Genomic DNA, 17,581 nt, shown 5'->3' with positions numbered 1-17,581 from the left:
CTGCGCGCGGTGACTGGCCTAGTTCTTCTCCAAAAACTCCTGCTCATCCGCACTCAAATTGTGTGTCAACTCCACCGCTAGCTCGGGATTACGCTCCACCAATGCGGCAGCATCAGCATGCGTGCGCTCAACAATGTCCCTATCATGGCTGAGATCCAGCAGCTTCAGAGTGCGTTTGGTGCCAGATTGCAGCGTTCCTAGGATGTCCCCTTCGTGGCGCTGCCGAAGATCTAGCTCCGCCAGATCAAAACCTGACGGTGTATCAGCGATGGCCTGGATGCGCCGGTAGGACTTGCTGTCGGGCTCGGCGGTGGTATGCAGCAAGCACACGGAGTCGTTACCACCGCGCCCCACGCGCCCACGCAGCTGGTGCAACTGCGAGACGCCAAAATTCTCCGATTCACGGATTAACATCACGGTGGCGTTGGGCACGTCGACGCCAACCTCGATGACGGTGGTCGCCACGAGGACGTCGATTTCCCCGCGGGCGAAGCGCTCCATGACCTCATCCTTATCGAACATTTTGCCGTGGAGCATCTCCACCCGCAGCCCCCGCAACGGCAAGTTGCGCAGCTGTACGGACATCGTTTCCACGCCGCCTTCGCCTTCAATCCGCGGGCAGACGATATAGGCTTGGTGCCCCTTTTCTACCTCTTCGCGAATTCTCTCGATGGCGCGGCGTACCCATTCCGGTTTCCATTCGGGCACCACCGCGGACAAGATGGGCTTTCGCCCGCCAGGCAGCTCCTTGAGAGTGGACACGGCCAAATCACCGAAGACGGTCATGGCAATCGTGCGCGGGATCGGTGTCGCCGTCATGACCAGCAGGTGGGGACTCGTGCCCTCCCGGGTCTTGGTGCGCAGGCTATCGCGCTGCTCCACGCCGAAACGGTGCTGCTCATCCACGATGACGAGGCCCAAGTCAAAGAACTCCACCGTGTCTTGGATGATGGCATGCGTTCCGATGACGATATCGGCCTCGCCGGAGACAATCTCCAGCAGCGCCTGCCGCTTCTCCGCCGTCTTCATCGAGCCGGTCAACACGGTGACGGTGACTCCTTCGGGAACGCTGGCGCTAATCGACGCCCCATGCTGCGCCGCCAGCACCTCCGTCGGCGCGAGAAGGGCGGCCTGCTTACCGGCGTCGACCGCCTGCAGCATGGCACACGTGGCCACCAGGGTCTTGCCCGAGCCCACCTCGCCCTGCAGCAGACGCATCATGGGCGCGGTGCCACACAGGTCCGCGTCGATCTCCGCGATGACGCGGCGCTGGCCCGCAGTCAGTTCAAAGGGCAGCTCGCTGAGCAGTTCGTCACGGTAGCCCTCCAAAATCGCTGGCATCGGGGTTGCCGTACGCGCCTTAACATCGCGCTGGCGCAGGGCCATAACCAGCCCAATCGACAGCGCCTCATTGTATTTCAAACGTTGGATGGCGCGTTCGGGCCCGTGCTCACCCGGTTCGTGGATCTCGCGGACGGCTTGGTCCAGCGTCACCATCATGCGGTAGTCCAGTGGCTCCGGAATCGAAGGCGTGTGTTCCAGCACCTTGTGGATAGCGCCCATGATGTACCACGATGTCACCTTCCCGCTCGCCGGGTAGACGGGGATCCACTCGCGCTGCAGGAAGGTGTCCAGTGAACCGAACTGGGAGAGCTTCTTCAGCGAGCCCGTCCCCTGCCCGGACGTGCTATCCAGCAAGGATTCCTGATAACGGCCGGGATCGAGGATGAGGAAGTCCGGGTGCTGCAGGCTGGGGTATCCCCGAAAGTACTTCAGCTTGCCAGACAGCATGACGCGCATGCCGCGCCCCAGCACGCGCTGCACGTAGTGCGCGTTAAAGAACGAAGCCTGGACTCCACTATCCATGTAGAGAATAAAGACCATGGCTTTGGAGGTGTGCTTGACGCGAACATCCTCAATGACACCGGTGATGGTGACGTGGTCACCGTCCTCGGCACCGCCGAGGCCGACGTCCTTGTTGTGGCGGATGTAGTCGCGTGGATAGTGGCTGAGCAGCTCGCCGCACGTGGTGTACCCGAAGGCTCGCTTGATCGCTGAGGCATCCTTCTTTGCCAGAATCTCCGTCAGCGCACGGTCATCCTGCCACCCCAGCATGGCTTACTCCACCCCGATCTCGGTACGCAGCCCGGGAACTCGCAGCACTACCACGTCGACGCCTAGGAGCTGCGCCAGCTCGTCCTCATCGATCTCGAGTCCGGTGAGCACGGTGATCTGCTCCCCGCCGTAAGCCAATTGGCTGCGGCACGACGCCACAATCCCGTCGAGGCATTCTGTATCCGGATGCACCACCCGCATCGAGCGTGCGGCATCCGCCATGGCGGCCACTGCCTCGGCGGTGTGGGTGGAACCCGGTGAGTAGACCGACAGCGCGGCGAGCCCGGAGACGAGGGAATCAGTCGGGATAAGCGTGGCTGTGCCGGGCGCACCGCCGTAGCCGTTGGGCAAGAAGAGATCACCCGCCTTCGCGGCGCGAGGGCCGTCGCCGGGCTTGACGGTATCCGCCCCGGCCTTTTCAAAAAGCTCGCGGGCGGCTCCTTCGGGCACTGCGGCGAAGATTCGCCGCCCGGCACGATCGATGGCCTGCATTTCGCCGGCCGCTGTATCTCCGGCGGAGGGAAGCACCTCGAGGCGCAGGTTACTGACTTTTCCGAGGCCATAGGCTTGTTCGATGACCGCACCGGCTTGGGAGCTATGGATGTGCACGCTCGCAGAATCCTCCGTGGCTCGCGCGATGACGAGGCTATTGCCCAACGGGTTGAGGGCCTCCTCGATCTGGGCGAGGTCTCCCTCGAAGAAGAAGATGACTTCAATCTCCGGGCCGGCCCCAGGCTGTGGCGCGGCACAGTTCTCTCCGTGAGACGGCAGCGATTCGCTCTGCGTGGGCTCTGCCCCTACAGTCTCTATAGCCACAGGTTCGGGGACGGTGTCTTCACCGGTGAGCTGGGCCAGCAAGCATTCCAACAAGATGACGAAGCCTGCTCCGCCGGCGTCTACGACACCGGCCTCGCGCAGCGCCGGCAGCTGGGAAGGAGTCTCCGCTAAGGCTTGCCGGGCGGCGTCGACCGCCGCGACCACAATACCGTGCAGTTGCGCGCCGGACTCCTCGGCGGCCTTACTAGCAGCGGCGGCCGAGGCACGCAGCACGGTGATGATGGTGCCTTCCACTGGGGAGGCCAGAGCACGGTCGACCAGCGTGACGGCCAGCGAGAGGGCATCCGCCAAGACCGAACCATCCACCCGCGAATCCGTCGTGGCGTCAGCCACCCCGCGCAATACCTGGGACAGCACCATCCCGGAGTTGCCGCGCGCTCCGCGTACCGAACCGATGGCCAGGGCTTCAGCCACGTCCATCTCGCCTTTATCGGCCTCCGCCAGGGCAGATTCCATGGTGTGCGCCATGTTGGATCCCGTGTCAGAATCGGGCACCGGGAACACGTTGAGGGCGTTAATCTCGGCGCGGCGGCGCTGTAGCTCCTTAACGGTTCGCGCGGCCCACTCGTGCAGGCCACGGGCATCCAACTCGGCGGGATAAGACATGTTGGTTAGTCTACAAGCGCCAGTCCACTGTCGAGACGCCACGGGCCTCTAAGGCCGCATTCGCCCGGGAAAATGGACGCGATCCGAAGAAGCCGCGTCGTGCTGACAGGGGTGAAGGATGCGGGGAGGTGATGCACTCCGTACCCGGCAGGAAGGCCTGGCAGGTTTGGGCATCGCGCCCCCACAAAATGGCCACGATATCGCGCCCCGCCAACGCTCTGATGGCGGCCTCCGTAATCGCTTCCCAGCCCATCCGCCGGTGCGAGCCGGCCTGGCCCGGGGCCACGGTAAGCACCCTGTTCAGCAGCAGCACGCCCTGGTCGAACCACGCCCGCAGGTCCCCATCCGCGCGACCGTCGATCCCGAGGTCATCGTGAAGCTCGACGTAGATATTCTGCAACGAGCGGGGAGCCGGCACCCCGGGGCGCGTAGAAAAGGACAAGCCCATGGCATGGCCCGGGGTGGGATAGGGATCTTGGCCCACGATGAGGACACGTACGTCGTCGAGGGGCATCGACAAGGCAGCGAAGACGTCCTCGGCCGGGGGCAGAAAGTCTTGGCCGATCTGCTGCTCAAGGCGCGGCAGATTCTCCTCCAGCGCCTGCCGGATGTGGGGCATCCACGAATAGTGAATACGAGAGGTATCGATGTGGCTCACGCAAATCCCTCCCAGCCCTCGCGATAGCGAGGCTCCTCTCCGCTGATGGTGACACCGGTACCGCGCATCACCCGGCCTACTTCCCGGAACCCAGAGGGAGCGGCCTTGTACGTGGTGGCCAACAGCGTGTGATCCTCCCCTCCCGTTAGGACCCATTCCCACGGATCGATATCAAGCACCGCGCCGGCAGCAGCTAGGAGCGGATCCGGGGCAATGGCTGCGCGGTCGAGGTCGATGCGCACCCCGGAGCGTTGTGCCAGATGCCCCACATCACGCACTAAGCCATCCGAATTATCTGTCATCGCGGTCGACCCCGTTGCCCGAGCGATAACCCCACGCCCTGGGCTCAGGGTGGGTGCACAGTGGGCGTCGATCAGCGGCCACAGCTCCTCTAGTTCCGGGGGCAGCGCGCGGCCAAAGCGCTGAAGCAGAGCAAGGCCCGCTCCGGAGTACCCAATCTTGCCGTGCGCCACCAGCTTTTGGCCCGCGCGTGCTCCATCTAGGGTCAGCGGCGCCCCACTTCCTCCCAAGGAGCCCATCGCCGTGACATTGATGACTAAGCTGTCGCTGCGGGTAAGGTCGCCGCCGACCAGCTCTGCGTTATAGACCGCGCAGCGCTCAGCGATGCCCTGCGCAATCCCCCGCACGAAATCCACCGGGGTTTCCCCTGGGGCGGCAATAGCCAGCAGTGCTGCGGTGGGCCGGGCACCCATCGCCTCGATATCGGCGAAATTACGCACGATGGCCTTCTGCCCGATTTCTGCGGCAGTCGACCAATCCCGGCGGAAATGCCTGCCTTCCACCATCATGTCTGTCGCTGCCACCGTGCGGGAATTGGGCGCTGCCGGGTACAGCACCGCGGCATCGTCACCGTTGAGCGCGCTCGGGGCAGCGGTGACAATCTCATGGATGACTTGCCGCTCACCGGCTTGGTCGAGGGTATGCGATAAACCCACCGTCACGGACTCCTTTGTGTTGCGCGGGCCACGCACTGTACGCGTGCGCACCGTCCACGTTCGTTCTTCCTGGACTATCAGCGATAGGATAAGCCCCTATGGATACCCAATTTAACCGCACCGCAATCTACGTCTCACTCGGGATCGCCATCGCGATGGTCTTCGCGGTGATTTTTGGGGCAAAATACGTCTTCACCACCGCTGCCCAGCAACCGGTGGCGCTGCCTCCCACCCCATCTGAGGCGGCGGATTCCCCCGAGTGCGCCGCCGTGGTCGATGCGCTGCCAGACAAACTACTGGGGTACCCACGCGTCGATCTTGTCGAGCCAGCTCCCGCGGGTGCTGCGGCGTGGGCGAAGAGCTCGGAGGACAAGATAACGCTGCGCTGCGGTGTTGACTTGCCGCAGCAATTTACTGAGTATTCCCAGACCGTCGAGGCCGACGGCGAATCCTGGCTGCAGGTCGTCGACGCCACTCCCGGCTCGAATCTCACGACGTGGTACAGCACCAAGCGCGTTCCCGCCGTCGCGGTCACCACCACCTCCGACAACGCGCGCGACGACGCCCCGGAGGGTCTCGGTGATGCTCTCGACCACTTGGAACAGAAACAGCAACAGCCCAATGCCGCTCCGCTATCGCAGCTGAAGGCGGGCCCGGATTCCATGTGCAGCCGGCTGGAAAAGGCCCTGCCGGAGACCCTCGCGGAGGGCTACTCGCGCCGCGAGGATGTCGGTGACAAGAACACCTGGGTCTACAGCGCGCCGGGCCAGGAAGAGATCGTCGTGCGTTGTGGTGTGGCTGCACCGGAGAACTACCGTGCAGGTGTCCAGCTTCAGCAGGTCAATGACGTGCCCTGGTTCGAGGACACCACCCTGGCGGAGGGCACCACGGCCGGCACGTGGTTCGCGCTCGGCCGGGCGGAGGATCTCGCGCTGTCTGCTCCGCAGGAGGCAGCCAATTCCGCGCTGGTGCGGCTGAGCGACGCCCTCGTGGCCGCCACCCCTTCCCAGTAGCAACCGCGGCCTGCTCCTCTACCGCCTGCCCTTCGCACTCAGCTGAGGGACTAGGCGGGCTAAGGACTAGGAACGCGCGAGCGCGGTTTGGATGAGGGTATCCAGCAGCTCGGCATAGCCCACACCCACGGCGGCGAATACCTGGGGGTACATCGAGATGGGTGTGAAGCCGGGGAAGGTGTTCACCTCGTTGATGCAGTAGGAATCCTCGCTGACGAAGAAATCCACGCGGGACAGGCCGGCAGCGCCCAGAGCACGGAAAGCCTCAATAGCGCGCTGGCGGAGCTCAGCGGTTAGTTCATCGCTCAACGGCGCAGGGATTTCCGCCGAAACGCCCTCGTCGATGTACTTGGCATCGAAGTCATAAAAGCCTTCTTCGGACTCCGTAGTGCCCAAAAGTTTGGCGGGAACGGAAGCCTGGAGGCTACCGTCTGGGTGCTCGAGGACGCCCACTTCCACCTCTGCACCGCGAATTTCCGGCTCGACAAGGACCTTCTCGTCGGACTCGTAGGCTAGGGCCAGCGCGTCCGCGAAATCCTCCCACGCCGAAACCTTGGACACACCGATGGAGGAACCACCGCGCGCCGGTTTCACAAAGACAGGCAGGCCGAGGCGCTCCTTTTGGGCGTCGCTCAGCGTGGCTTCCCCAGTGAGCACCTCCTGGGGCGCCACAGGCAGACCTTCCGCAACCAGCAGCTTCTTGGTGAACTCCTTGTCCATTCCCACAGCCGAGGCCAGCACGCCCGCGCCCACGTAAGGGATGCCGGAGAGCTCGAAAAGCCCCTGGACCGTCCCATCTTCACCGTAGGGGCCATGGAGAACCGGCACAATGACATCCACTTCGGTGTAGTGCTCATGGCGAGTGACGTTGTGGATGCGTCCGCGCGTGGCGGGGTTGAGGGAAAGCGCCAGCTCATCGTGCAGCTCTACCTCGGGCAGGCGCCCATCTACGATGCCGAGGCCCTCCCGACTGCCCTGAGTCCAGGTGCCCTCTCGCGTGATGCCGATCGGCACAACCTCATACTTGTCCGGGTCAAGGTGCTCCATGATTGCGCCGGCGGAGATGCACGACACTGAATGCTCGGAGCTGCGCCCGCCGTACACTACGGCCACGCGCACAGGATTCGCTTCAGTCATACCGAGCAACTTTACTCGGCTTTACTCAGCTTTCTTGGTGCGACCCATCAGAGCCACGATCATGTCGTCGACAGTCACGCCGCGGTGGCACACACCGAAGACCGCTTGGGTAATAGGCATCTCTACGCCCGCGCGCTGCGCCAGCCTAAAGATGGAATCGGAAGAGATAACGCCTTCCGCTACCTGGCCATTGGTGGCGGCTGTGGCTTCCTCCAGGGTGCCGCCCTGGCCGAGGCGGTAGCCAAAGGTGCGGTTGCGGGACAACGTCGAGCTACAGGTTGCCACGAGGTCACCCATACCAGCCAGACCAGAGAAGGTGAACGGGTCCGCTCCCAGCTTCACGCCGAGACGAGTAATCTCCGCGAGACCTCGAGTAATGATGCTGGCCATGGTGTTGTTTCCCAGCCCCTTACCCGCAGCCATGCCGCAGGCAAGTGCAATCACGTTCTTGCAGGCACCGCCAATTTCCGCGCCGATAACATCGGTGTTGGTATAGGGCCGGAAATAGGGTGCTGCGGCGGCATGCTGGACAGCCTTGGCACGGTCGGCGTCGCGGCACGCGATAACCGTAGCTGCCGGCTGCTCCTGGGCCACCTCCTTGGCCAAGTTGGGCCCGGAGAGCACCGCAATGCGGTCGGGGGAAACCCCTGCGGCATCGGCAATCACCTCGCTCATCAGGCTAAGGGTGGACTTCTCCACGCCCTTGGAAATCGATACTAAAGTTGCATCCTCCGGCAGCAACGGCGCCCATTTTTCCAGGTTGGACCGCAAGGTCTGCGAGGGGACGCCGAAAATGACGATGTCCGCACCCTCCAGCGCATCAGCTGGATCGGTGGTAGCGCGGATGGAGGCGGGCAACGGAAGATCTGGGAGATAATCCGGGTTCTCGTGGCGTGCATTGATGGCCTGGGCTAGCTCTTCACGGCGCGCCCACAAGCGGACGTCATTGCCGGCATCGGCAAAAACCTTTGCCAGCGTAGTTCCCCACGAGCCCGCACCCAATACTGCTACGTTCACTATGTGCCACCTCACTGTAGATTCCCGGTATATCGGCTTTCCCCATTAAAGCACGCTCGGCATTAAAGCACGCTCGGCGCGTAAGGCTGCATCGCGGCAGTGAGTGGAGGAAAATGGAAAAGGTTAGAAGCTACTGGCGCAAAAGGAGCAGCATGCCCAAGGCAAAGAACATGCATGAGACGGACAAAGACATCAAATCCGAGGTCTTTATTTCTGGCCGACACCAAGAAGTGCCCGTCGATCCGGCCGATGAGTTTAAGCGCACGACCCTGGCCGCCGGTGCGGTTCTCTGGCGCGGTGACCCGCACGATCCGGAAGTCGCCCTCATTCATCGCCCGCACTATGACGATTGGTCACTGCCCAAGGGCAAGGTGGATCCGGGCGAATCCCTTCCTGTTACCGCCGCGCGCGAGATCCTCGAGGAAACCGGTTATACCGTGCGCTTGGGCAAACTCATCGGCAAGGTAGCTTACCCAGTACAAGGCCGCACCAAGGTGGTCTACTACTGGCTGGCGCGGGTGCTCGATGGCGAATACACCCCGAATCAGGAAACCGACGAGCTGCGCTGGATGAAGATCGATGATGCCTGCGCATTGCTCTCTTATGACGTTGATGCACAGGTCTTGGCCAAGGCAAAGAAGCGCCTGCGCCTCGCACCAACGACCCGCGTTCTCTACGTGCGCCATGCCCGCGCGCACCAGCGCCGCACCTGGGAGGGTGATGATGACCTGCGCCCGCTGGATAAGAAGGGGCGCCGCCAGGCGGAGATGCTCGTGCCGATGCTCACGCCTTTCCATCCGACCGCCATTTATAGCGCCCCGCCGCAGCGCTGCCAGCACACCGCTGCCCCGCTGGCCGATGAACTCGGCATGGACATCGCCGTTAACAAAGCATTCGGCGATGATGTCTTTGCTGAATCACCTGAGACCGCCCGCGCCGCCTTTCAGCGCGTGGTCGACGGCGGCGGCGTTCCGGTTATCGTCAGCCAAGGGCTGACAATCCCCGGCATCATCGAGTCCTATGCACCGAAGTTCATTCAAGAGCCGATCAAAGAACTCAAATTCAAGAAAGCTTCGGTGTGGGTTCTTTCCTTCAACGACGGTGAGCTTACGGGCGCAGACTATCTAGCTAGCCCGCTGCCGGTGCGATAAGCACTACATCGCCACTTCACTAGGTACCTTTCACCGCCCTGCCGTTCTATTCCCACCGCACAGCAGGGCGGCGCTGCATAGCGCGGGTGAAAAGGACCATCCCGAGCGCCCAGATCGGATAGGCGGCAAGGAAGCCGACGATGGGGATAAATACGACAAAGCTCGTGATGAGGGAACAGACCAGAATAAAGAGCAGCGACTGCCCTAGATTCTCCATGATTAGGTCGAGGGCCTCTCGGAAGCAGTCCATTAGAGGCTTATCGGGGTTATCCGCCTTGATCACGGGCGCTGGCCACAGGAGCGCATAGAGAATCAATCCGGGGAAGCCACCCGCAATAGATCCGAGCATTACCAAAATAAAGAAGCAAGCATAGACACCGGCGCAACCACTCAGCTGCGCAAACCTAAAGTAGTCGCGGAAGGTGACCTTCTCCCCATCAGCGATCTTCCGGGAACCATTGAAGAGGTTCGCCATCATCCAGCAGAGATAAGCGTAGGCGGCTAGCGCCATGACCACCATAAGAGGTATCCCCACGGTAGGAACCAGGGGTTCAATGTCCCTGCCGCTTTCTTCCATCGCTGCGGAGATGCCGCCTAAAACGGTTCCCGGCACAAGAAGAAGAGCAAAAGAGATAATGAGATGCACCAGCATGGCCAGCATCCCTGGCACAGGCTGCTTCAGGTAGCCCTTGAAGGTTTGGCCCACAATATCCATGGCGTCGATGGGCTGCGCGGGAGCCCCGCCTTGTGGATTGCCAGGCGCGGCGCCGGGCTGGTGGTACCCAAAGCTTGCCGGCTGCTGGTAGCCGTAGCCGTTGGGTTGCTGGTAGCCATAACCTGCGGCGTCGTGATAGTCATAGCCACTATGCCCGCCTGCACCGCCGAACTGATTGCCGCTGTCCCCGCTAAAGCTTTGATAAGGATTGCTCATGCCGAGGATGTTAACGCCGATATGTGGCCGGTGCCACAGGAGGCGGGGAACACTCCCACACCCCCATTGCTCACGCTAAGACGCCACGACGCGGGGCTTGAATCCCGGGCGCTTGTCCTCAAAGGCCTCGATATCGTCTTCATTGCGCAGGGTCAGCCCAATGTCGTCGAGGCCCTCCATGAGGCGCCAACGGGTGTAGTCATCGATCTCAAAGGTGTAGCTGTTGCCGCCAACGGTAACCGTGCGCGCTTCCAAATCAACGGTGGTTTCGGTCTCTCCGGCCTCCAACTGCTTCCAGATGAGCTCGATGTCTTCTTGTTCCATGAGCCCCGTCAGCAGTCCGGCCTTGCCAGAGTTGCCGCGGAAGATATCGGCGAAACGGGAGGAAAACACCGCCTTGAATCCATACTCAGCAAGCGCCCACACCGCGTGCTCACGAGAGGAACCGGTACCAAAGTCCGGACCCGCGAAAAGCACAGAGCCTTCCTTGAACGGTTCCTGGTTGAGAATGAAGTTCTCGTCGCTGCGCCAGTTAGAAAACAGGCCTTCGGCAAAGCCAGTGCGCTTGACGGACTTCAGATAGCGCGCAGGAATGATCTGGTCGGTATCCACATTGGAAACTCGCAGCGGAACGCCGACGCCAGTATGAGTTACGAACTTCTCCATTGTCTTCTCCCTTTCCTTAGGCGCCGGCTACGGCGGCATCGTCGATATCAGCTGGTGCGGCCAGGTGGCCCAGGACTGCTGTCGCCGCGGCAACGGCCGGGGACACCAAGTGGGTACGGCCACCGGGGCCTTGGCGGCCCTCAAAGTTGCGGTTGCTTGTCGACGCCGACCTCTCCCCCGGCTTCAGCTGGTCCGGGTTCATACCCAGGCACATCGAGCAACCCGCGGTACGCCATTCAGCGCCGAAATCGATGAAGATCTTGTCCAAGCCTTCCTCCTCAGCCTGCGCCTTGACCACCGCCGATGACGGGACCACCATCATGCGGGTATCGGCAGCGATGCTACGCCCCTTGACTACCTCGGCGGCGGCGCGCAGGTCCTCGATTCGAGCGTTCGTGCACGATCCCAGGAAGACAGTGTCGATCTGGATATCGCGCAACGGCGTGCCCGGCGTGAGGTCCATGTACGCCAGGGCCTTCTCGACTGCGGCCTTCTCGCCGTCGTCACCACACTCCTCCGGGTCGGGCACCACAGCGCTCAGTGGCAGACCCTGGCCCGGGTTGGTGCCCCAGGTGACAAACGGGGTGAGGGCGGAGCCATCGATCTCGACGACGGTATCGAACTCGGCGCCTTCGTCGGTCGGCAGCGTCTTCCAGTATTCAACCGCGGCATCCCAGTCCTCGCCCTGCGGGGCGAACTCGCGGCCCTTGACGTACTCAAAGGTTGTTTCATCCGGAGCAACCATGCCAGCGCGGGCACCAGCCTCGATGGACATGTTGCAGATCGTCATGCGCGCTTCCATCGACATCTTGCGAATGGCCTCGCCGCGGTACTCGATAATGTGGCCCTGGCCGCCGCCAGTGCCAATCTTGGCGATGATAGCCAAGATCAAGTCCTTGGCGGAAACACCTTCCGCCAGCTCACCGCTAACCTCGATAGCCATCGTCTTGAAAGGCTTGAGCGAAAGCGTCTGAGTGGCCATGACGTGCTCAACCTCGGAGGTACCGATGCCCATGGCAATGGAGCCGAAGGCGCCGTGCGTCGAGGTGTGCGAGTCACCACACACAATGGTCATGCCGGGCTGGGTGATACCCAACTGCGGACCAACGGTGTGGACAATGCCCTGCTGGGCATCACCCATCGAATGCAGGCGTACGCCGAACTCCTCGCAGTTCTTGCGAAGGGTAGACACTTGTGTACGGGAAACTTCGTCCTTAATCTCCAGGAGATTTCCGGTCTTTATACCCACGGTGGGAACGTTGTGATCCTCCGTGGCTAAGTGCAACTCAGGGTGCCGCATCGTCCGTCCAGCCAGGCGCAGACCGTCGAAGGCCTGCGGGCTGGTAACTTCATGCAAGAGCTGGAAGTCAATGTAGAGGAGATCAGGCTCGCCGTTCTCCCCCTTGCGCACGACATGGTCGCGCCATACCTTCTCTGCGAGTGTCAATTTCTCAGTCATGTTTCTCTCCACTTGAAATCTCAATTAATGGGACGTAGATTTCATTATATGGGAGAGTATAGCGCAGTATCAGGAATAAAGGTATTGGATCGCGCAGTTGCCATCATGATGGCCGCGACCAACCGCCCCTCCACGCTTAACGAGCTTTGTGAGACCACCGGCCTGCCACGAGCAACCGCACATCGTCTCGCCACAGCACTCGAGGCACACCGGATCCTCACTCGCACACCCGACGGAAAGTGGGGTGCGGGCCCCGCCCTTCCCGGCAACCGCGATCGCATCATTGAAACCGCCGGACCCATCATGGAAGAACTCCTTGAGGCCACCGGTGAGTCCGTACAGCTCTATGAGCTATCTGGAACAACCCGCACGTGCATTGCTACACGCGAGCCGGAGATTGGCCTGCACAACGTCGTACCCGTCGGCCGCCAACTACCCCTTACTTCCGGCTCAGCCGCCCGCATCTTCGCAGCTTTTGCGGATGTACACGTTCCCGACGCCCTCTTTAGCGAGCACGACGTCGAGCTCGCGCGTACCAACGGCTACTCCGAATCCATCGAGGAGCGCGAGTCGAATCTCGCTTCCGTTTCCGCCCCCGTCTTCGACGCCGCCGGCAACTTTATCGCCGTACTCTCTGTCTCCGGCTCCGCCGAACGATTCCGCCCCTCCCCAGCGGAGAAGTTCGCTGACGTGCTTGTCGACGCCTCCTCCCGCCTCACCGCCGCGCTATCCCACGACGCTCCGGGAAAAGCGGGACGCTAAAACTCGCCCACGAATTCCCATCTGCCTAGATACCAGCCGTTTAAATACTCAGCCCGAAGTACATGGCTAGGCCGCGCAACCCTTCCGGACCCGTGCTACTCGTCGAAGACAGCGCCTCTCCCCTCTCCTGCACCAGGCGCACTGGGTTTCCCGGCTCCCGGTTGGGGCGACGCGGTACCCAGCCTTGGTGCGGCAAGTGCGCCAACTCGTCGGCGCGCGGCATGCGAGCATAGTTAGAGAAGGTTATGGTCTGCCCATCGCGGCTAGCCTGAGTGATCCCCTGGTAGATGCCCACCACACCCGGCTGCCCCGGCACGGAGACTGCTCCACCGCTGTCCCCTGGCGCCAACGCCACGTCCACAACGTAGTTCATTCCTGGGAAGAGCCCCGGGCCACGCACCGCGGTGCCACACTGGCGCTCGGTAGCCTGCCCGTCGAAGCACACCGTTGATCCCTCACTAGGCACGGGTGCCATTCCATCTCCGGTGAGCGGGTTTCCCGCAGAGTAGGTCCCACCAGCAAACTGGATATAAGCCAGGTCATGCCCCGCCGCACCCGAGGGCTTGAACCAGCGCAGCGTACCTACGTGCTGGCCTGCGTCGTTATACATCTGCTCGCCATTGAGACCGCAGTGCGCCGAGGTCCATGCCCGAGTGGCCTCAACATAGCCGATGCTGCACAGAGAACCATCGGAGGCGACAATCTTTTGGCCTTGGGTAACCGGCACGCCCTCGCCAGCCATTGCGGGGGCAGCAAACCCAATGGCCAGCGAGCACGCGCCCACGACAGAAGCCAGGCCAGACAGAAGGCGCGAAGAACGGTGCTGAAGAGACTTTTTCATCATTTCCCTACTCTAGCGCTTTTCACATATGAATCACCTTTCACTTCGTGCACAGCCATCAGGGTGGGGCACCCCCACCCACCCCCACTATTGAAAACATAGTGAAAATTCGCTTTACTGTAACTATCAGCTACTGAAAATGGAGTGAAAATCCCCGATTCTTTGAGGAGGAATCATGACCCACACCATCCACGACGAGCACACGCACACCCACGGCGAGGGCTGCGGCCACGTTGCCTTCCCCCACGACGATCACACTGACTACCTGCACGACGGTCACATCCACCGTGAGCACGAGGGCCACTGGGACGAGTGCGAGACGTCCGAGCACCACATTCACGAGGACCACGATCACGAGCACGGCGAGGGCTGCGGTCACGTCGCCATCCCGCACGGCGATCACGTGGACTACCTGCACGATGGCCACCGCCACGCAGCCCACGACGGTCACTGGGACTGCCACTAAGGCTCCTCGTGCTAGCACAGACTCGCTAGCACAGACTTTTGCTGCCCGCCTACTCGGTGTTCTGCACTGAGGGTTGGGCAGCTTTCCCCGTTTTCCCCACCATATGGCTAGGCGGGCGTTAGTGTGGGGTCATGACTTCCCCGCAGACCCCTTCCTCCGCACGCCGATTCCTCACGGCATTGACCGCCGTAGCCGCCGCGGGTCTACTCGCGGCTGGTTGCTCCTCCACCACCACCGAGACCGCCGCCCCAGACACGGCCCCGGCCACCTCTGAGGCAACAGAGCCATCATTCAAAAACACCTATCCGGCTTTCCAGCCGCTTAAAGACGACTCCCACGCCGAGGTGCCTGCAGGCCCCGAGCCCACCGTTCCCGGTGGCTCCGCTCCAGAAGGACAAGCAGGCGCCCAGCCGCAAGGCGCACAGCAGCAAGCTGCACAACAGCAGGCACCACAAACGACGCCTCCCCACCTTCAGGGAGTAGAGCCTGGACAGTACGTCATGCCACCTGGAAGCCGGAAAACCATTGAATCCGCGCGCATTGGTTCGATCAACCACATCCACGAGCAGCTGCCAGAGAAGCAGATCAATGGCGCAAAGGTCGATGTCTTCGGCACTCCCGCCACGGTATGCCAGACAGGTGATGGCTACAACGTCACCTACATCCTCGCAGGGCCGAATACCAGCTGTGATTTTGCCCGCTCGACTGCCGGCCACCTCATGGGGCTCACCATAAGCTCTTTGGAAGATCTACGCGGATACGTCCCACCACAAATCTCGGTCACCAGTCCGGTTACCCACCAGTCCTACGACCTCGCATGCAGGACCGACGACCGCGAGATCATCCGCTGCACCGGCGGTAACAACGCGGAAATCATGATCGTGTAGCACCCACACTAAAGAAGTAAAGCGCTAAGCCATGTGCATGGCTTAGCGCTTTTCGTTGTACCCCGTACGGGATTTGAACCCGTGTTACCGGCGTGAGAGGCCGGCGTCCTAGGCCGCTAGACGAACGGGGCTCGCTTAGCTGTCCGTTGCGGACTTGCTAAACACTATAGGATCCCCAAAAGGTTGCACAAATCGGCACGTAGAAGCACTTTTTACACAGATAAAATCCCGAACCTCGTTGCCGCTTTCGGCTGCGATGGAAACATTGGCTCTCAAGGCCTGGGCGCGGATCGAATCAGTGGTTATTCCGCTGGCGTGCCGTGGGCTGCTGGGGCCGGAGCACTTGTTAGTCATCGCTAGAGGTTCGGGAGGACACGTGCGCTAACAGCATGTGGTGCAAGGCTCCTACTTCGCTCGAGTGTTGGCTTTAAGAAGTTGTGGATTATGGCGATGCCGCCTAGTACTATCTGCTAGAGTCGCGTCGGCGATAGTGATGATTTTCAGCTTCCGCCATCCACTCTCCTTTCTGTCGGGAATGCGTTGTACCTGCAGTGTATGACCAGAAAAGGCATACCGGTAGGAGTTAGACCAATTGGCCGCTGGTCCGCCCCCTGGTACTCCACCGCCCCTCCCGTCCACCTCGCCGAAGATGCACACCGGTATGGGGTAAAACCAGACCACTCAGATAGTACGAGAAGCCACACCCCTTTACTTGCCACTAGTGCAAGCGTTAAGCTTGCACTAGTGGCAAACAAGGAAGGCAAGTTATGAGCGACGAACTCAAAGTCATTGGAGAGGTTCAACAACGAACAGCTTGGAAGCAGAGCGAGTGGGCGGTCGCACTTGTAGCGCTCGGCATCGGCAGTAGCCTCGCAGTCTCTAAGCTGTCGTGGTGGTACACCCTCGCAATCCTCATACCGACCTTCATTCTCGGTTACCTCCTCAAGGACAAAATCGCGAACCCTTTTGTTCGCCCCAATCCCAACATGGGGCCAAGGAACGATCGCGCCACGTGGTCACGCGTACTGCTCCCCGCCGCAATGATTTTCTCCACCACGCCGACACCTGATACATGGCCATGGATGATCACCAGCGGCGTCGTCGTTTCAGCAGCAACGGCTTGGATGCTCTATGAGAACCGCAACGCAGCCATAAAGGGCTCAAATGCCTAAGGACGCACGCAACCAATCCCCTGAGCTGGATCCAGTTATCCACCCGATTAACCGACTCAGAATCTGTGCCACGCTCTACTCCGCCGGTGCCACCGACGATCGGCAAATGAAGTACAGCACGCTCGCCGAGTTGACCGGGCTGCCCGCCGATACACTTTCCAAGCAGTTAAAGCACCTCGAAGGCTGCGGCTACATTAGCCGCGCCCGAGAGTACGGTTCTACCCGCGCCAAGGACACTGTGTGGGTCACGCTTACTGAGGCAGGCGCACAAGCTTACGTGCAGCACGTGGAGGCGCTCAAAGCCATGACTGAGGGCCTATAGGCTGCGCAGCCATTGCGCTATGCGATCCCCCAGCTGTGGAAACTCGGCATAGCCGTCACTCTCAAGGAAATGTCCAGCGCCGTGGATGGTGATGGGCGCGGCCGAGAGGGCGTCGGCAAGCTGCTGCGTGAGGGAAGGGTCCACCAGGACATCGTCAGTAGACACGAAGACCTCTGCGTGAGCGATGTGGGGTTTGACAGCAGGCACGTCGACGTGGGCCTGGCCAATAAATTCATCAAGCTCTGGGATGACACGAAGCTTCACCACAAACCCAGAGACAACAAAGAGCCCAGGAAGCTCCCACTCGCCCTCATGCGATCTACGCTATCCTAGGATAGGCGCCAGAAGGAGGCTATGTTAATGAGACGCATGATGACGCGGATAGGGTTCACTAGTATTGTCTCCCTATTACTCTCCTCTTGTAGTTTTGATGACCCATTGGCTTCTCATCTCGCGTCCGTAGAACGATCGGGACATGCAATCCCCGTTACTGAGTCCATCACACTGGAGGAACTCTACGGACCAGAGTGGACTGAGTTTTCGGTCGTGTGCCCATACACTCCGTATCAAACAGTCAAAGAAACA

General features: G+C 61.3%; 18 protein-coding genes and 1 tRNA gene. 7 read left to right on the top strand and 12 right to left on the bottom strand.

Translation table 11 applies throughout. The features are described from left to right. Positions 1 to 18: 18 nt before the first annotated feature. Genes FME68_RS00810 through FME68_RS00795 form a run of 4 tightly spaced genes read right to left on the bottom strand, consistent with a single transcriptional unit; the run spans position 19 to position 5,178 of the window. A complete protein-coding gene (locus tag FME68_RS00810; RefSeq protein ID WP_158395419.1) occupies positions 19 to 2,115 on the bottom strand; it encodes an ATP-dependent DNA helicase RecG in 2,097 nt (698 codons plus the stop codon). Between the two features lie 3 nt (positions 2,116 to 2,118). After that, positions 2,119 to 3,558 carry a DAK2 domain-containing protein gene (locus FME68_RS00805; protein ID WP_158395417.1) on the bottom strand — a complete coding sequence of 480 codons (1,440 nt, stop codon included), beginning with the start codon at positions 3,556 to 3,558 and terminating at the stop codon, positions 2,119 to 2,121. A gap of 10 nt (positions 3,559 to 3,568) precedes the next feature. Beyond that, positions 3,569 to 4,177 (bottom strand): uracil-DNA glycosylase, encoded by a 609-nt coding sequence (locus FME68_RS00800; protein ID WP_158395598.1) that lies wholly within the window; start codon positions 4,175 to 4,177, stop codon positions 3,569 to 3,571. A gap of 35 nt (positions 4,178 to 4,212) precedes the next feature. Beyond that, complete coding sequence (locus FME68_RS00795; protein ID WP_102233886.1) at positions 4,213 to 5,178, bottom strand: thiamine-phosphate kinase; 966 nt, start codon at positions 5,176 to 5,178, stop codon at positions 4,213 to 4,215. A 92-nt stretch (positions 5,179 to 5,270) separates the two neighbouring features. Between FME68_RS00795 and FME68_RS00790 the strand changes: the two genes are divergently transcribed. Further along, complete coding sequence (locus FME68_RS00790; RefSeq protein WP_046649072.1) at positions 5,271 to 6,185, top strand: DUF3515 domain-containing protein; 915 nt, start codon at positions 5,271 to 5,273, stop codon at positions 6,183 to 6,185. A gap of 66 nt (positions 6,186 to 6,251) precedes the next feature. Here the strand turns inward: FME68_RS00790 and FME68_RS00785 are convergent, their stop codons facing one another. Together FME68_RS00785 and FME68_RS00780 are read right to left on the bottom strand one after the other, a co-directional pair. After that, entirely contained in the window at positions 6,252 to 7,322 is a 1,071-nt protein-coding gene (locus tag FME68_RS00785; RefSeq protein ID WP_046649071.1) for a D-alanine--D-alanine ligase family protein, read from the bottom strand. A gap of 21 nt (positions 7,323 to 7,343) precedes the next feature. Beyond that, complete coding sequence (locus tag FME68_RS00780; protein WP_070681350.1) at positions 7,344 to 8,342, bottom strand: NAD(P)H-dependent glycerol-3-phosphate dehydrogenase; 999 nt, start codon at positions 8,340 to 8,342, stop codon at positions 7,344 to 7,346. A gap of 149 nt (positions 8,343 to 8,491) precedes the next feature. Between FME68_RS00780 and FME68_RS00775 the strand changes: the two genes are divergently transcribed. Continuing rightward, the gene (locus tag FME68_RS00775) at positions 8,492 to 9,490 is read left to right on the top strand and encodes an NUDIX hydrolase (RefSeq protein ID WP_158395413.1); all 999 of its coding nucleotides are present in this window, start codon (positions 8,492 to 8,494) and stop codon (positions 9,488 to 9,490) included. Between the two features lie 46 nt (positions 9,491 to 9,536). On the opposite strand, the gene FME68_RS00770 is transcribed toward FME68_RS00775, so the two are convergent. The 3 genes from FME68_RS00770 to leuC form a co-directional block, all read right to left on the bottom strand. Next, positions 9,537 to 10,421, bottom strand: a complete 885-nt coding sequence (locus FME68_RS00770; protein ID WP_158395411.1) for a sulfur globule family protein — start codon at positions 10,419 to 10,421, stop codon at positions 9,537 to 9,539. A 75-nt stretch (positions 10,422 to 10,496) separates the two neighbouring features. Beyond that, a complete protein-coding gene (gene leuD / locus FME68_RS00765) occupies positions 10,497 to 11,087 on the bottom strand; it encodes a 3-isopropylmalate dehydratase small subunit (protein ID WP_158395409.1) in 591 nt (196 codons plus the stop codon). Positions 11,088 to 11,103: 16 nt separating this feature from the next. After that, on the bottom strand, positions 11,104 to 12,546 hold the full coding sequence (gene leuC / locus FME68_RS00760) for a 3-isopropylmalate dehydratase large subunit (RefSeq protein ID WP_158395407.1): 1,443 nt from the start codon (positions 12,544 to 12,546) through the stop codon (positions 11,104 to 11,106). Positions 12,547 to 12,594: 48 nt separating this feature from the next. Between leuC and FME68_RS00755 the strand changes: the two genes are divergently transcribed. Beyond that, positions 12,595 to 13,308 (top strand): IclR family transcriptional regulator, encoded by a 714-nt coding sequence (locus FME68_RS00755; RefSeq protein WP_070511683.1) that lies wholly within the window; start codon positions 12,595 to 12,597, stop codon positions 13,306 to 13,308. 40 nt (positions 13,309 to 13,348) lie between these two features. Here the strand turns inward: FME68_RS00755 and FME68_RS00750 are convergent, their stop codons facing one another. Then, entirely contained in the window at positions 13,349 to 14,152 is an 804-nt protein-coding gene (locus tag FME68_RS00750) for a chymotrypsin family serine protease (RefSeq protein WP_158395405.1), read from the bottom strand. 172 nt (positions 14,153 to 14,324) lie between these two features. On the opposite strand from FME68_RS00750, the gene FME68_RS13130 reads away from it, so the two are divergent. Together FME68_RS13130 and FME68_RS00740 are read left to right on the top strand one after the other, a co-directional pair. After that, positions 14,325 to 14,615, top strand: coding sequence for a hypothetical protein (locus FME68_RS13130; protein ID WP_070681158.1), 291 nt, complete (start codon positions 14,325 to 14,327; stop codon positions 14,613 to 14,615). 131 nt (positions 14,616 to 14,746) lie between these two features. Beyond that, positions 14,747 to 15,502, top strand: coding sequence for a hypothetical protein (locus FME68_RS00740; protein WP_158395403.1), 756 nt, complete (start codon positions 14,747 to 14,749; stop codon positions 15,500 to 15,502). Between the two features lie 58 nt (positions 15,503 to 15,560). Here FME68_RS00740 and FME68_RS00735 read toward each other — a convergent pair. Beyond that, positions 15,561 to 15,633 (bottom strand) — tRNA-Glu (locus FME68_RS00735). A 636-nt stretch (positions 15,634 to 16,269) separates the two neighbouring features. Here FME68_RS00735 and FME68_RS00730 point away from each other — a divergent pair. After that, positions 16,270 to 16,674: a hypothetical protein gene (locus FME68_RS00730; RefSeq protein WP_158395401.1), complete on the top strand. Its 405-nt coding sequence runs from the start codon at positions 16,270 to 16,272 to the stop codon at positions 16,672 to 16,674. After that, the gene (locus FME68_RS00725; RefSeq protein WP_144013562.1) at positions 16,667 to 16,996 is read left to right on the top strand and encodes a transcriptional regulator; all 330 of its coding nucleotides are present in this window, start codon (positions 16,667 to 16,669) and stop codon (positions 16,994 to 16,996) included. Before FME68_RS00730 ends, FME68_RS00725 begins: the two co-directional genes overlap by 8 nt. Here FME68_RS00725 and FME68_RS13125 read toward each other — a convergent pair. Continuing rightward, on the bottom strand, positions 16,991 to 17,263 hold the full coding sequence (locus tag FME68_RS13125; RefSeq protein WP_158395399.1) for an alpha/beta hydrolase: 273 nt from the start codon (positions 17,261 to 17,263) through the stop codon (positions 16,991 to 16,993). The genes FME68_RS00725 and FME68_RS13125 overlap by 6 nt on opposite strands. Positions 17,264 to 17,581 lie beyond the last annotated feature (318 nt).

This window comes from Corynebacterium hiratae, assembly GCF_009708045.1.
Taxonomy (GTDB): Bacteria; Actinomycetota; Actinomycetes; order Mycobacteriales; family Mycobacteriaceae; genus Corynebacterium; species Corynebacterium hiratae.
The sequence above is the reverse complement of the archived record's forward strand: the minus strand, read 5'-3'. Positions and strand labels throughout refer to the sequence as shown.

What these genes read in the sequence shown, in the direction of transcription:
- FME68_RS00810 (WP_158395419.1), bottom strand. Translation starts at nt 2,115, where the DNA reads ATGCTGGGGTGGCAGGATGACCGTGCGCTGACGGAGATTCTGGCAAAG.
- FME68_RS00805 (WP_158395417.1), bottom strand. Translation starts at nt 3,558, where the DNA reads ATGTCTTATCCCGCCGAGTTGGATGCCCGTGGCCTGCACGAGTGGGCC.
- FME68_RS00800 (WP_158395598.1), bottom strand. Translation starts at nt 4,177, where the DNA reads ATGCCCCACATCCGGCAGGCGCTGGAGGAGAATCTGCCGCGCCTTGAG.
- FME68_RS00790 (WP_046649072.1), top strand. Translation starts at nt 5,271, where the DNA reads ATGGATACCCAATTTAACCGCACCGCAATCTACGTCTCACTCGGGATC.
- FME68_RS00785 (WP_046649071.1), bottom strand. Translation starts at nt 7,322, where the DNA reads ATGACTGAAGCGAATCCTGTGCGCGTGGCCGTAGTGTACGGCGGGCGC.
- FME68_RS00775 (WP_158395413.1), top strand. Translation starts at nt 8,492, where the DNA reads ATGCCCAAGGCAAAGAACATGCATGAGACGGACAAAGACATCAAATCC.
- FME68_RS00770 (WP_158395411.1), bottom strand. Translation starts at nt 10,421, where the DNA reads ATGAGCAATCCTTATCAAAGCTTTAGCGGGGACAGCGGCAATCAGTTC.
- leuD (WP_158395409.1), bottom strand. Translation starts at nt 11,087, where the DNA reads ATGGAGAAGTTCGTAACTCATACTGGCGTCGGCGTTCCGCTGCGAGTT.
- leuC (WP_158395407.1), bottom strand. Translation starts at nt 12,546, where the DNA reads ATGACTGAGAAATTGACACTCGCAGAGAAGGTATGGCGCGACCATGTC.
- FME68_RS00755 (WP_070511683.1), top strand. Translation starts at nt 12,595, where the DNA reads ATGGGAGAGTATAGCGCAGTATCAGGAATAAAGGTATTGGATCGCGCA.
- FME68_RS00750 (WP_158395405.1), bottom strand. Translation starts at nt 14,152, where the DNA reads ATGATGAAAAAGTCTCTTCAGCACCGTTCTTCGCGCCTTCTGTCTGGC.
- FME68_RS13130 (WP_070681158.1), top strand. Translation starts at nt 14,325, where the DNA reads ATGACCCACACCATCCACGACGAGCACACGCACACCCACGGCGAGGGC.
- FME68_RS00740 (WP_158395403.1), top strand. Translation starts at nt 14,747, where the DNA reads ATGACTTCCCCGCAGACCCCTTCCTCCGCACGCCGATTCCTCACGGCA.
- FME68_RS00730 (WP_158395401.1), top strand. Translation starts at nt 16,270, where the DNA reads ATGAGCGACGAACTCAAAGTCATTGGAGAGGTTCAACAACGAACAGCT.
- FME68_RS00725 (WP_144013562.1), top strand. Translation starts at nt 16,667, where the DNA reads ATGCCTAAGGACGCACGCAACCAATCCCCTGAGCTGGATCCAGTTATC.